Raw genomic sequence first — 11653 nt, forward strand, 5'->3', positions numbered from 1 at the left:
TTATGAGTTATTGCCCGAAACCTCTGAGACTTTTATCTACCTTTCCATGATCCGTATTATGGTGAGGCGACTTGCTTAAATTTTGACTCCCTAAAACTTTTCAAACACCCTCTTAGGGTTGCATATCAGTGGGAAGATACAAGCTAGTAATATTCTCAACAATAAAATAGCTCTTGATGCTGCTGGAGTCAAACAAAGTTATCAGCAACTTTTAACAGAAATGTCCCAACAAAAACAGAAAGCTGGTACACTGAATACCGCAATCGATAACTTTATAAAAACCACCCATAACTACTGGTCTGGACTTTTTCATTGTTATGAAATTGAAGATTTTCCCAGAACTAATAATGACTTAGAACATGCTTTTGGTATGCTACGTCATCATCAACGTCGTTGTACCGGTCGTAAGGTTGCCCCCTCATCCCTCGTTATTCGTGGCTCTGTCAAACTTGCCTGTGCGTAGGCGTAGCCCGTCGTAGACATCGCTACTAAGCTTCATTCTTTTACCGCATCTGATTTAGCACAAGTTGATATTCATGCTTGGCTCGAATTACGCTCTCAACTGCAAAAACACCACAAAGCCAGAATTGAACAATATCGATTTCGCAGAGACCCCAAGGGTTACTTAGCTAATTTAGAGAGTCGTCTTCTCTAGTAAGTTTTACCACACTAGCTTTTAACTTCTCTACATCCCACGGTGATGTAGTTAAAAAATGATGCAAACCTTGCTGATTATCGAATCCTACAATTTTTGCTATTTCTGGTAGGGTTTTCCGTATTAGTTCAGAAATACACCCTACATGAAGGTATTTAAAAGCCTCGAAGCTCCTAACATCTGGAAATAGGCTTTTATACCATTGGCAATATTCGTCCACGAATTTTACTGTTGGTGCGGCTGGACGAGGCTGTACATACTCTGTGTCTTGGTTCTAGCGTTTGTACCTTATTATACTACTGCCAGAGTGACAAAACAGGGATAATCACTGGGAAAAAGTTTTTTAAAATTTGGTGATGGGTAAAAGCGGAAAGTCTGAGCTAAGGTTTTCTTAAATCAGAACTTTCCAAGACAGCCCCCACCATAATTTTCGATTTGGCACCCAATCCCTAATCCCTAGAACACCGATTCAGTATTCAGAGTCATGACGAAAAACTCGGGTTTCTTTTAGGCACAAGAAAGAAACTGTGGTTGAAATGACCTAAAAATCCGGTTTTTCAACCTCGCGTTTTATTAGTGAATCGGTGTTTTAGTCCCCAGCCCCTTTTACTTCAAAGTTCACAACTCATAGTGATATGTGTTTAGACGAAATCAAAGCCACTGCTAAAATCTGAAATTGAAACTCCTTCAACAACCGCGATTAAGTCGTTGTTAAAAGATATCCCTGTCCCTACGGCATTATTAATAGAGATAATACCCAAGCTAAAAGTAGATTCAGGTAGTTCAATAGAGTCCTGGCTGATATTGAAGTCAGTAATTAGGGCGTAGTCACTATTATTACCATTATCATAGAAAATTTCATTACCTGCTCCCAAAACAAAGGTATCACCATTAGCCCCGCCAGTTAAGGTATCAACTTCGTTAACAATCGATCCGAATCCTGGGGCAAAAGGTTCAACGCCGATCAGACGATCACTCCCATCACCACCCCATAAAGAGTCGTTACCAGCTCCACCAATCAATAAGTCCGTGCCAGTTCCACCAGTAAGGGTGTCATTTCCAACTCCAGTCCCACCAAATACGGTGTCGTTACCAGCTTCACCCTGAACAACATCATTGCCTGCATCACCATTGAGTTGGTCATTCCTCCCGCCACCTGATACTGTGTCGTTACCAGTACCCGCAAAAACTCGATCATTTCCAGCGTCACCAGAAATTACGTCGGCGCCATCAGAGCCATTGAGGATGTCATCTCCATCATTACCATTAATGGTGTCATTCCCTGCATCACCGAATATGCGGTCATTGTCATTGTTACCAATGATGCGATCATTGCCGTTCCCCCCATTGATCACGTCAACCCCATTGTCGCCATCAATAGAGTCATTCCCAGCATCTCCAAATACTAAATCGTCGCCATTTCCACCATCAATTGTGTCGTTTCCTGCTCCAGCAACGATCAGATCTTCGTCATCGTTACCAAAGATTACGTCGTCACCGGCTAAGGCTACAATAGTATCGTCATCATCGAAAGCATCAATGCGATCATTGCCAATAGTGCCAGCAAGAAAATCGTCCTCATTTGTACCAGTAATATTCATGTGTTTTTTCCTTTCAACTTTCAGGAATTGATTTCAAAAGGCATCAGGTAATTTTCAACTATGTTCCGTCTTTGCGCCAGTTACAAAAATAGGTGTACACCGTGTGCTATACGGGAAAGTCACCGGGTAAAGCTCACCATCGCACTCCCTTTACAAGAACACAAAAGATTGCGTTGAGAACTTGCCACATATCTACTTCACGCTTCTGACCACCGGGTTTTGGTTCTGAAATCATGTCGCTGAGAAATTCATATTAGGCACGGGTCAGATTGCTAGGGTAAGCTTTACTCATGTTGCTCTTTCGGTGCTGTTTACTATTTATTCACAGCGTATACTGAGAGAGCTTTTTTACAACCTATCAAAGTTTTTAAACAACCTCTTAACACATCTGAAAACTACCTTGTGAATGGATGTTTTACGATGTAAAACCCCCTCTGTGGGATGTCGTTGATGGTGAAGCCGTTAGCGCCGTTGAGGTGAATAGGTTGAGAGTGGCATCAAAGCCTGTACTCTTGCAAAACACCACGTAGCTTTGCCCAGAAAGTCGTCGTTGGGTTTGGTACCTGCTACCCCAATAATCAAGTCAGCGATGCCGTCATTGTTGACATCTCCGGTACTGTTGACAGAATAGCCTGATCTGTCATCCGCTGCAAAGCCATTAGTGCCGTCGAGGTTAGAGAAATTAAATGATGAATTAACCATGCTTTTCTCCTATGTTTATAGTAGGAAGTCGAGAGCCTTGGTAAATGGAATTGGCGGCTACACAAAGTCTTTTTGTCTAAGTCCCACTAACAAAAAATTCCAGTTTTGAAACCTGCGATCCCTTAGCATCCCCTTCGCGGAGTGTCCCGTAGGGAAGGAACGGCACGAGCAAAGTAGTTCGTGAAGTACTAGACAAATAAGTATTGAAGTACTTCTATTTATCTATCAGCTTTTTTAGGTGGGCTTTTATGCAAAATTTGGATTTTGTTGCAAAACTTCAAGCTAGGTAAATGTAAACTTTTGTAACGATAAAAATTCTTTTGCATAAAATTTGCCCTCTGTTGCCAGAAATAAATATAGAGGGAAAGCAAAGTTTTGGAGTGCTAAGTGAATCAAACCTCGTTTGATGAAATAGATATTTTGCTTCAACAACTAGCTTCAACAGCGCAGCAATATCTGCACATGGCTCAACCTATCTAAGTATTGTAGTACTTTCCCCTTTACGGTAAAACGACGGTTGGGCATTTTATTCCTTGTGAGTCTCCGAACTTTAATCTAGTAGTTTTTTTTAAGCCTAGTGGAGTTAATTACAATGCATTTTATTAAGAACTAAATGAGTTATTTTTACTTGTCTACTTGATGTTCCATTTATTGATTTAAAAGTAGAAACAAGCAATGCTAAGAAATTTTTGGTATGCGTGTGAATTTAGTTCAGCGCTCACAAACAAGCCTAAGCGGTTAACCATGCTTAATCTTGAGTTTGTTTTGTACCGCAACTCTAAAGGGCAGGTGCTTGCTTTGTTAGATAGATGCCCGCATCGTGGTGCATCTCTATCTCACGGGTGGGTAGAGGACGACTGCATCCGCTGTCCTTATCATGGTTGGAAATATCAAGCAGACGGTACTTGTATTGAAATTCCTGCTAATCAACCGGGTCTGCCTATTCCTAAGAAGGCACGTTTAAATACTTACCCAATCCAAGAAAAATATGGTTTTATCTGGTTGTTCTGGGGAGACCTACCTGAAAAAGAACGTCCTCCAATTCCACCACTTCCTGAATTTGATACTCTTGGTTGGCGTGCTGTTTACGGCCACTTGCAATGGAATACTCACTATACTCGCGTATTGGAAAACTCAATTGATATCTCTCATGTGCCTTTTATTCATCATAATTCTATTGGCAGTGGTATCACTCACCAACCAAGTATTGAAGAGTATGATGTGCGTGTAGGAGAGTGGAGTGCGAGTGCTACTATCACAGCAAATCAGTCCAAGAAAACTAGAGGTTTCTGGAAAACCATACTCAACAAACAGCACTCACGCCCTTTGAGAGTAACCCTTTCCTTTTATATGCCTACTATTAGCCGATTGGAATTTGACTTTCCTATTGGTAATTTCAAAATAATTCTCTTCATTGCTCATATCCCAATTGATGATAATACAACGCTTACTAAATGGATTGTTCTTCGTAACTTTATAACCTTACCGTTTGCTGATGGGGATGCGCGAAAACGGGCTTTAAAAACCATGTTAGAAGATAAGCCAATTATTGAGTCTCAAATTCCCAAACTTGTGCCTGATCATTTAGCTAGCGAATTCCATGTTGCCTCAGATAACTTATCAATAGCCTATCGCAAGTTTCGCAAGAAATGTCTAGACATAGGCTGGGGCACGGAATCTGAGCCTAATATACCAACTTATGCAGATGTTCAAACATCAACAGAATTCCTATATCAGCAAATTCAGGAGATTTCTACGTTAGAGAATACTTAGTGTCTTTTAGCAATTAGACGTTATGAACCTAAATGCACAACTACAGATAGAAATATTTGTTCCCCATGCCCGAATACGGTTCCCATAAGAAATTTACTCATGAAGGCAAGCAAGGGAGCAAAGATGCAGAGAGGAATGCATCTCCTCTGCTGTCTCAACGAAGAGATATCTCAATCGAACCGTATTGCCCCAATACTGCTCGGGTTTTGCATTTTTAACTCGGCATTGGATTTGGGGAAAGGTTAAAGGGTAAAGATTAAAGGTTTTTTCTTTCTTCTTTTCCCTTCTCCTTTTCCCCAAAACCCGACAAGTATTGCGTATTGCCTCATGCCTAATTTTTAAAATAAGTAGACATTCTGTAAAAATATGAAAAATCCAGGAATGGCAGCTTTTTTGCATCCCACTTATACATTAGCCAATTTGGGGTTAGTGATTTGGAGCCTTAACTTATTTAGACACTCGGATAACATTAATACAACATTGCTAATTTTGGTACTAGTTGGAATGACCTATGACAATTTGATAATTTCTATAGGCCGTTTCATTGATCAAGGTGCTTTATTGGAATTGCTTAATCGCTTGCGTTTTCTGTTACACAATTTATTTGTACCTCTGTTGGTAGTGGTTGCTGTCAAACTAGCTAGCAATGCTGGAGTTGTATGGGCAAATAACTCAAATGTGTACTATGGATGCTGGGCGATCGCTTTGGGACTAATTACGTTTGGATTGATGAGTGACTTTGTTGGTTTAGAATTAGTACCAATAACTTTTGCTGGAAGCTTGCGTTATAAACCTAAAAGTTGTGGCTTGCCAATGCTACCAATTTTGACTGCTCTACTGGTAGGGGTAATAGGGTTTTTTATCTGGCGTGAAACAAATTGGCCGTGGATGTTAGTAGGAACCCTAGTTATGTTTTCTGGCAATGCTTTACCTCCACGCATTTTTGGTACCCTAGTTAGTTCAGCAGTTGATTTTATATTTGTCTTGACTCTACTAGCAACACAGTTAATAGTTTATTGATTTTACTTTTACCAACCATTTGATTGTCCGGCGTTTAGTAAAACACTTTAAAGACAAGCATTTAGCATTTGCTAGCTTTGGAATGATGATTATGGAATTTACTTTAATTGCTTTTGTCTCAACAATATCAATGCTTTATCCAGCGTTGATTTTTATTCCAATGGATATTAGTTTGGTGACACCAACACTCACTCATGGGGCTGATTTCTAAATAAGTTGCTATTGGAGAACAAGGTACGATTCGGGAGCAAGCCAGCGATCGCTAGTTTGGCACAAGTAATTGCCCCAATGTAGGTAGGTGCAGTATTTGACTATGTTGGTATCGAACCACCTTATTGGACAGGAACTATCTGATTAATAGTTGCTTTGTGTTTAGTGGTGATATGCCGGATAAAAACCAAACAATCAGCAATTTTCTTCGTGATTGGCTCTGCTCATATTTTTTAGTGTAAAAACAGAAAGTGAGTATGTTAAAAAATTTCTGGTATGCGTGTGAGTTCAGTTCAGCTATTACCAACAAGCCTAAGCGAGTTCCTCTTTTAAACCAGCAATTTGTTCTATACCGTAATTCACAAACACAGGTAGTGGCTTTTTTAGATCAATGTCCCCACCAAGGTGCTGCTTTATCCAATGGCTGGCTTAAAAATGATTGTATTCGTTGTCCTTATCATGGCTGGAAATTTCAAAATGACGGTACTTGTATTGAAGCTCCCGCTAATCAACCTGGAGTGTCTATTCCTAAAAAAGCGAGTCTCAAGGTTTACTCAGTCCTGGAAAAATACGGTTTTGTCTGGCTATTTTGGGGAGATTTGCCTGAAAAAGAACGTCCCCCACTGCCATCATTTCCCGAAGTTAAAAACCCGGCTTTGCGACCTTTGCAATTTGAGTTTAAATGGAATGCTCATTATACCCGCTTAGTCGAAAACTCTATTGATCCTGCTCACTCAGCTTTTGTTCATGCTAATTCTTTTGGTAGTGGCATGGCCCAACAACCGCAACTTCCAGAGTATGAAACTTATCTAGAAGATTGGGGTGGGAGTAGCTTGATTAATCTCAAACAGCACACTCCTAAAGGTATTTTCTGGAGATACACTCACCGCAAAAACTACTCAGAAATTAAGACTATACGTTCTTTCTATATGCCTAATATCATTTTTAGTGATTTTGAACGGTTCATTAGCTTTGTTGCCCATGTCCCCGTCAATGAATACACTACTGTTTCTAAATTTATTCAATTTCGTAGTTTTTTAACTCAACCTTGGGCAGATGCTATCTTCCGAAAATATAGTGTCAAAATCAACCAGGAAGATAAGTTGGTAGTTGAATCTCAACGCCCTAAAATAATTCCCTACAACTTAACGGATGAAATTCATACTTCCTCTGATGCCTTATCACTTGCCTATCGCAAACTACGCAAAAAATGCCTAGACATGGGCTGGGCGACTGCGCCATTTTAAGCCTTTCAAATCATGAAGAACGCATCTTTAACCAAGCGGCGGTTGCTTTACTCAAACATTTTTCAGACTCTAGCATGGGTGCAGAAAAACCTTTATCGCAGCTTCGAGCGCCTGGGTATGTTCATAGTGCTGGCGGTCGCAGGTCAATTGCTGTTTCCAATGCAAGTTTTACCTGCTTGTTCGATACTTTGGTTGCCTGTGAAGATAGTTCAGCAAAAATTGTATTTAAACTTATTTAGCATTGCCGCTCACTCAAAGGATTGTCGTCAACATCACGTGAAACCACAACATAAATAATAATGGCTATCGATTCCAATCTACTAACTCCCTATACACAATCTGACTTTTCCCGTTAAGCGTGAGCCGTCTCCTCACAGGGCAAAATCTGTGTAAGCGTGCCAGAGAAACATCTCACAAATTCATCAAATGAGTTTGTGAAATGTTTTTGAGTAGTTCGTGAGGGTTCACAGAACCTCTACTTTGACTGACTTTCACCTGAGATAGACGCTTTGTACAAACAATTTTGGACAACCCGTGCATTTAATTCCACTGTCTGGAGTCAGGCACAACTTAGTTTACTGCCGCAGGTATCGTTATAAAGCAGGCTGGTAAGCCATTACACAGGAAGCTCAACTTTGTTTGCAGTGATCGCTGCACTGCACCAAGGAAAATCATTTGCCCCATGCCTACACTGTTCATAGCTTTAAAGGCTGTAGTACTTATCCTGCAAAGATTACAGATGAATGGCACTAAGAAAAGCTCTAAACTATGCAGGATATGGACTACAGCTTTAATGCTCACTCCCGCAGTCATGGCATAAGTCAGGTAAGCGCGGATGGAGGGATGATGTACAATCTAAAAATTTTTTGGAGGTAGAAAAAGCTTACTCGTTCATGAAATACTTTCTTTGAGACGAGCAAGCAAATACCATAATTACTACTGTGACACTACGAGTACAAATCCTCAAGGATAAATTTAGTCAGGGTTTAGGGCTACCTTTTAAAGAATTGCTGCCAGAATCTACAATAAAACTTGCAATATCTGAACTAAAAATCAAATATAAAAAACGGTTATTTGACCCATTCGTAACTTTATGGGCATTTTTATCTCAAGTATTAGATACAGACAAAACTTGCCATAATGCTGTTCCCGACCGCCCAGGTCGTAGTCAACCACGAGTTCGTAAACGTCGCCCCAAAATTTACCCCTTGATGACCAAACCCCGGCATGAATTACGTAAACAATTACAAACTGCTTAATTGATAAGGGTTTCCGCTTTTCTTAGTGCCATTCGGCTGTATACCCAGATCCCAAATGTTGGTGGTTAGTGCTGGGCTAAACGAAATAGAGCAGAAGCTAAGAAGCAGCACAGATTTAACCAAAGCAACTGAGGAATAGCGCTCGCCTGTCCTCTCTCCCCTTCATTCCCAATACCCAATGCTACACTTGAATCACGAGTGGGGTTAATTTTGCGATTCTAGACATGTGTATGGTGTTGACTGTGGGGATTGACAGGCGCGCTCGTCCAATGCCCTAAAAATAGATTGGAGGTTTTGGGCTTTTAGTAGTTATGGTCTGGTAGTTATAATCTAGTTGTCATAGTGAATTATCAATATCTACTTATCCCTCTTTTGTCACTTTGGGAAAAGCCAATCGTTGAAAATCTTTCAGAGCTTTAATTTTCAGATTTTTGCTACAAAACCTTAGTTATTGTTAGAAAATAAAAGTTTAAAGCGTTATCAAATCAAAGTTTCAGAATTTAGCTTCGATTATTGTTTTCCGAGAGTGACAAAACAGGGTTATATAGAACGCGTGACTACGGTATTAAATTCTGAGGCAAAAAATCACCCAGCAATGCCTTTGCCACTCTTGTAGTTCGTAGCTCTGGGTTTCCTCTTGCGTATAGGGACTACTTTCGATTGCTTGGGTGCTTGTGGCGGACGGCATTTCTGGCAATATAGAGGTCGGACACCAAAGGTTTCTCGTTGTGTGGGTTGTTCGCACTGCTTACACACAAAGTTAAAAACGCGAGTATGAATTTCCCGCTTGTGCGCTCTGACGGTGTACTCTCGGACATCAATTGTTTTGCTGGGCATCGGTTCTGTAATCGCTGTTCTATTTATAAGGATAGTTTCTGGCATCAATATATTCATGCATCATTTGATTGAAACAGTGACAATCTGATGGTTTTTCGCCGGGGATTAAGCAGAGGCGATGCCGCCGGAAAGTGCGGGTACGCGATCGCCACCGACTCATGACGGATATGCGATCGCAACCAGACAGAGGCAAGGGGTTCCCTTTTCCCCTCTTTTTCATTGGGTCGTTTCTTGTTGTCTAGTCTCAACTCAGAACTTAACTTGATACCTGTAAATCCTGACTGTAAACAATAAAAACGAAAATTCCAACGAAAATGAAGAGGATTAAAGTAGCTATAAAACCACGGTGTCGAGAGATAACGTTAAGAACTACTAGTAGCCAGAATAAAGCAATCTCAACTGCGCTAGCAATAAACAAAAGTATGAGAGTTAGTTCAGTTTGTCGAGCCTGAGAAGCTAAAATAAGCCCTCTGGCTAAACCGCCTTGAAGAGGAGAGGATGATATCCTTAGCTGCAACTGTATAAAGTTAGCTACTAACCAAATAATTACTATGCCTCCCATTACTGTCAAGACAACAGCCAATCCTTTAAATAATCGATTTATAAGCATCATTTTTTGCTCATAGAAGAAAATGTCGGCTAACTAGTTCCCAATCGGATCTGACCTGACAAAACAGAACAACTCACGAGTAAACTGCTGTTCTTCCTTATTCAGTCTTCTGGCTTTTCACAGGATGTGGAAAGTCAGGTAGTCTGCCAACCAAAAATACGTTTTTTCAGACTGAGAAAAGGGGATACAACTCTTGGAGAGGCTACGCCCTAAGCGTAGCTATGCCGTAGGCTTTACGACTGCGCTCAGTAACCAGAATACTGGGTAAAGGGATTTAAACCCTTTACCCCGCTTTCGTCACGAAAGCGAACTACTAGAGTCCAACAACCCTTAGTTAGTCCTAATTAAGAAGATAGTCTTCAATCTTGTTTTGATGAGAGCGCAAAATAGAGAGAGCAAGATGTTCAGTTTTGCGAATTGTTTCCGGGCTTTGATTTAGGCGTTTTGCAACTTGACTCAAAGTTAATTCTTGATTATCTTCCAATCCAAAACGTAGAGTCAATACTTCTCGTTGCCTTGGATTGAGCAACATCAGCAAATTGCTCAAGTCTTGGTGTAAAAGCTCAAGAGTTATTTGTTCATCTAGGGAAATACCATCCATCGGTAAAATATCAGCTAGTTCAGTTTCACGCTCATTCCCGACTCGCATTTCTAGCGAGACTGGAGTGCGAGATACCGTTATATGCTATTAGGGGTCGAGTAGATAGATGTGGTAGCAATAAATAAATCATTATAGAAGAGTTGCCAATACCCGAATATCGTATTAATCAAGACTTGTTCTGTCTATTACTTGTCGGTTTCTTCAGTATCCTGTTCTAGAAGGGCGATTAATTCAGACACACGCATATTTTCACCAGTCCAGACTTGATCTAATAAGCGCAGATAGGTATAAAACTGACTGACCAGGTTACAGTTTAGCCTACCCCATGTCTATAAAACCCTTATAGAGCAAGGGTTAAATCAGGTTACACTTTCTGCAAAATATACGGTTAAAACAATAAGTATATGCATTCAAAAACTAACTTAAGATAGACTATTATTCATACTTAAGTTAGTTGTAAAAAGTGCTAATGTAAAAAAAAACTTCCAGAAGGTCTATAACTAGGCTTGATCTGTTAGTTCCACTTATAAAGTATTTATACTTGTTCTCATTATGAGAATAGCTACTTTATTAATATTCAGCAAACGCGACTGCACATTAAAATGACTACCAGCAAGATTCATTCAGTTGTCTGTATTCAATCTCGTGTTTTAGTCGTATTCTACACTCTGGGTAAATGTTGGCAGTTTCGGATTATTAGCCCCGATGGAACGGTGGTTGGCGGCTATCCAATTTACTATAATGCTGAAGCAGCAGCAAAAGCTGGGCGTGATTCGATTTATCAAAACCGTTAAAGTGGAATGGCACGCTTGAAAAGGGAAAATTGTTGAGGCAGCTCTTGTGCAGAGGAGCAGAGGAACAGGGGAGAAAGAAGAAGTTTTAGGTATACAAACGGATATTTAGAAATTCCCCTCTGCACCCTTGCCCCTCTGCAATCCTTACGCTGCATACTCTTTAGCTTAACAAGCGTACCATTCAACTATGAGGCTTATTATATATGCATCCTAGCCTTTTTTATCCTCGCAAGGGATCTTTCCCAAACCAGGCTGACAGGTCGATTATGTGTAGCAACCTAGATTCTAGCCAACGGCTCGTGCAAAAGAGAGACTTGGGTCTGGTCTTGTCGCCCGCAGCGCTT

The 11653-nt window shown here is 40.5% G+C and carries 13 protein-coding genes and 1 pseudogene; 7 read left to right on the top strand and 7 right to left on the bottom strand.

The window, feature by feature from the left end:
- Positions 1-220 precede the first annotated feature (220 nt).
- A complete protein-coding gene (locus tag H6G97_RS36370; protein ID WP_190945494.1) occupies positions 221-463 on the top strand; it encodes a hypothetical protein in 243 nt (80 codons plus the stop codon).
- Between the two features lie 184 nt (positions 464-647).
- Here the strand turns inward: H6G97_RS36370 and H6G97_RS36375 are convergent.
- The 3 genes and pseudogenes from H6G97_RS36375 to H6G97_RS36390 form a co-directional block, all read right to left on the bottom strand.
- Positions 648-875 (bottom strand): annotated as a pseudogene (locus H6G97_RS36375) (IS701 family transposase); the annotation flags it as partial.
- Between the two features lie 421 nt (positions 876-1296).
- Positions 1297-2256 carry a calcium-binding protein gene (locus H6G97_RS36380; RefSeq protein WP_190945496.1) on the bottom strand — a complete coding sequence of 320 codons (960 nt, stop codon included), beginning with the start codon at positions 2254-2256 and terminating at the stop codon, positions 1297-1299.
- Between the two features lie 462 nt (positions 2257-2718).
- Positions 2719-2958 carry an integrin alpha gene (locus H6G97_RS36390; protein ID WP_199349889.1) on the bottom strand — a complete coding sequence of 80 codons (240 nt, stop codon included), beginning with the start codon at positions 2956-2958 and terminating at the stop codon, positions 2719-2721.
- Between the two features lie 675 nt (positions 2959-3633).
- Between H6G97_RS36390 and H6G97_RS36395 the strand changes: the two genes are divergently transcribed.
- From H6G97_RS36395 to H6G97_RS36415, 5 genes are all read left to right on the top strand, one after another.
- Entirely contained in the window at positions 3634-4731 is a 1098-nt protein-coding gene (locus H6G97_RS36395) for an aromatic ring-hydroxylating dioxygenase subunit alpha (RefSeq protein ID WP_190945498.1), read from the top strand.
- Between the two features lie 366 nt (positions 4732-5097).
- Positions 5098-5751, top strand: a complete 654-nt coding sequence (locus H6G97_RS36400; RefSeq protein ID WP_190945500.1) for a hypothetical protein — start codon at positions 5098-5100, stop codon at positions 5749-5751.
- A 467-nt stretch (positions 5752-6218) separates the two neighbouring features.
- Positions 6219-7208 (top strand): aromatic ring-hydroxylating dioxygenase subunit alpha, encoded by a 990-nt coding sequence (locus H6G97_RS36405; RefSeq protein WP_190945502.1) that lies wholly within the window; start codon positions 6219-6221, stop codon positions 7206-7208.
- Complete coding sequence (locus tag H6G97_RS36410) at positions 7172-7447, top strand: hypothetical protein (protein WP_190945504.1); 276 nt, start codon at positions 7172-7174, stop codon at positions 7445-7447. The genes H6G97_RS36405 and H6G97_RS36410 overlap by 37 nt, the downstream gene beginning before the upstream one ends.
- Positions 7448-8149: 702 nt before the next feature.
- Positions 8150-8467, top strand: coding sequence for a hypothetical protein (locus H6G97_RS36415; protein ID WP_190945506.1), 318 nt, complete (start codon positions 8150-8152; stop codon positions 8465-8467).
- Between the two features lie 585 nt (positions 8468-9052).
- Here the strand turns inward: H6G97_RS36415 and H6G97_RS36420 are convergent.
- From H6G97_RS36420 to H6G97_RS36435, 4 genes are all read right to left on the bottom strand, one after another.
- Positions 9053-9304: a hypothetical protein gene (locus tag H6G97_RS36420; RefSeq protein WP_190945514.1), complete on the bottom strand. Its 252-nt coding sequence runs from the start codon at positions 9302-9304 to the stop codon at positions 9053-9055.
- 19 nt (positions 9305-9323) lie between these two features.
- Complete coding sequence (locus H6G97_RS36425; protein ID WP_190945508.1) at positions 9324-9524, bottom strand: hypothetical protein; 201 nt, start codon at positions 9522-9524, stop codon at positions 9324-9326.
- 36 nt (positions 9525-9560) lie between these two features.
- Positions 9561-9917 (bottom strand): hypothetical protein, encoded by a 357-nt coding sequence (locus H6G97_RS36430; RefSeq protein ID WP_190945510.1) that lies wholly within the window; start codon positions 9915-9917, stop codon positions 9561-9563.
- A gap of 337 nt (positions 9918-10254) precedes the next feature.
- Entirely contained in the window at positions 10255-10563 is a 309-nt protein-coding gene (locus H6G97_RS36435) for a sigma factor-like helix-turn-helix DNA-binding protein (RefSeq protein WP_242055768.1), read from the bottom strand.
- A gap of 554 nt (positions 10564-11117) precedes the next feature.
- Between H6G97_RS36435 and H6G97_RS36440 the strand changes: the two genes are divergently transcribed.
- A complete protein-coding gene (locus H6G97_RS36440; protein WP_190945512.1) occupies positions 11118-11309 on the top strand; it encodes a hypothetical protein in 192 nt (63 codons plus the stop codon).
- Positions 11310-11653 lie beyond the last annotated feature (344 nt).

Source organism: Nostoc flagelliforme FACHB-838 (assembly GCF_014698065.1).
GTDB lineage: Bacteria > Cyanobacteriota > Cyanobacteriia > Cyanobacteriales > Nostocaceae > Nostoc > Nostoc flagelliforme_B.

What these genes read in the sequence shown, in the direction of transcription:
- H6G97_RS36370 (WP_190945494.1), top strand. Translation starts at nt 221, where the DNA reads ATGTCCCAACAAAAACAGAAAGCTGGTACACTGAATACCGCAATCGAT.
- H6G97_RS36380 (WP_190945496.1), bottom strand. Translation starts at nt 2,256, where the DNA reads ATGAATATTACTGGTACAAATGAGGACGATTTTCTTGCTGGCACTATT.
- H6G97_RS36390 (WP_199349889.1), bottom strand. Translation starts at nt 2,958, where the DNA reads ATGGTTAATTCATCATTTAATTTCTCTAACCTCGACGGCACTAATGGC.
- H6G97_RS36395 (WP_190945498.1), top strand. Translation starts at nt 3,634, where the DNA reads ATGCTAAGAAATTTTTGGTATGCGTGTGAATTTAGTTCAGCGCTCACA.
- H6G97_RS36400 (WP_190945500.1), top strand. Translation starts at nt 5,098, where the DNA reads ATGAAAAATCCAGGAATGGCAGCTTTTTTGCATCCCACTTATACATTA.
- H6G97_RS36405 (WP_190945502.1), top strand. Translation starts at nt 6,219, where the DNA reads ATGTTAAAAAATTTCTGGTATGCGTGTGAGTTCAGTTCAGCTATTACC.
- H6G97_RS36410 (WP_190945504.1), top strand. Translation starts at nt 7,172, where the DNA reads ATGCCTAGACATGGGCTGGGCGACTGCGCCATTTTAAGCCTTTCAAAT.
- H6G97_RS36420 (WP_190945514.1), bottom strand. Translation starts at nt 9,304, where the DNA reads ATGCCCAGCAAAACAATTGATGTCCGAGAGTACACCGTCAGAGCGCAC.
- H6G97_RS36425 (WP_190945508.1), bottom strand. Translation starts at nt 9,524, where the DNA reads ATGAAAAAGAGGGGAAAAGGGAACCCCTTGCCTCTGTCTGGTTGCGAT.
- H6G97_RS36430 (WP_190945510.1), bottom strand. Translation starts at nt 9,917, where the DNA reads ATGATGCTTATAAATCGATTATTTAAAGGATTGGCTGTTGTCTTGACA.
- H6G97_RS36435 (WP_242055768.1), bottom strand. Translation starts at nt 10,563, where the DNA reads ATGCGAGTCGGGAATGAGCGTGAAACTGAACTAGCTGATATTTTACCG.
- H6G97_RS36440 (WP_190945512.1), top strand. Translation starts at nt 11,118, where the DNA reads ATGACTACCAGCAAGATTCATTCAGTTGTCTGTATTCAATCTCGTGTT.